We start from the raw sequence: 1,161 nt of genomic DNA, 5'->3' as shown, positions 1-1,161 counted from the left end.
TTGACCTGACTGCCATTGAGCTCTGGTCTGACGTTACCGATTTTTGATTGCTGCGCCGCGCCACCACTGTGATCAGATGCGGGCATCCCCACGCTGTCGAACAGCTTACGTTCCGCTTCAGGAACCAGATCGATCCAGTCGAGCGTTAATGGCTCATCACTCGCCATGACCGGCGTCGCAAATGCAATCGCGAGTAAGCAACTGGCTAAAACTTTTTTCCACATCGTTAGATCCTTATGGTCATTCCGTCACTGAGTGACTGTCTGTAGGCGCGGAATGCTGGAATAAAACCAATCACAATACCGGCGCATTGTACAAAGCTAAGCAGCATCCATTCGTACGCAGAAAGCGTGCTTAACGTGAGATTTATACCGTAGTGTTGTTGAATTAGGGGCTGAAGTAGGGCGAGTATCGCATACAGCCCCAAAACGCCGGTGACGATACCTGCTGCTGTGAGTAAACTCGCTTCACTAATGAGCAGAGAACAAACGTGGCGAGGGCGCGCTCCCATAGCGCGTAAAATGGCCATTTCTCGACGTCGTTCTTGTAAGCTGGTCAGTAGGCTGCTTAACATGCCGAGTAAACCCGCGATAACCACAAAACCAGAAACCGCCATCAAGGCCTGTTCTGCGACAGACATCATGCCCCACAATTCGTGTAGCGCGACACCGGGCATAATGGCACTGAGAGGCTCTTTCGGGTAGTTGTTGATCTGCCTTTGCAACGCAAAAGTTTGAATGCGCGATTTCAAGCCCACAAGCATGGCAGTGATCTGTTTTGGTTGAAAGTCCCTTTCTTGTAATACCTTGGCATCCGGTGTTGGGCCCAAGCGTGCACCACTTTCCCAACCGACATGAATGGCTTCGATCGCCTCTAATGAGACGTGAACAGTCTTATCTACTGGTGTGCCAGTTGGAGCTAAAATACCAACAACTTTGAATGGCAGTTTATCGTGACGGCTGAAGCCAACATCGCTGATACCATGGGCAATGATGATTTCACTGCCTATCTGGTAACCCAATTGTTTGGCGACGTCCGATCCGAGTACGGTTTCAAATAATCCATTGAACTCTTTCCCTTTCGAGAAAGTAAGTGGTTGCTTACTTCCGTACTTATAATGCTCAAAGTAACTATGATTGGTTCCCATCACTCGAAAGCCTT

1 protein-coding gene and 1 pseudogene are annotated in these 1,161 nt (G+C 49.2%); both read right to left on the bottom strand.

Going from position 1 to position 1,161, the window contains the following annotated elements:
• Positions 1-224, bottom strand: a pseudogene (locus R7R78_RS24195) (DUF3299 domain-containing protein); the annotation flags it as partial.
• Positions 225-226: 2 nt separating this feature from the next.
• The coding region (locus R7R78_RS24190) for an ABC transporter permease (protein WP_225474383.1) at positions 227-1,161 on the bottom strand (935 nt) is incomplete at its 5' end.

Source organism: Vibrio sp. 2134-1 (genome assembly GCF_033339495.1).
This window is presented reverse-complemented; position numbering and strand designations above follow the sequence as displayed.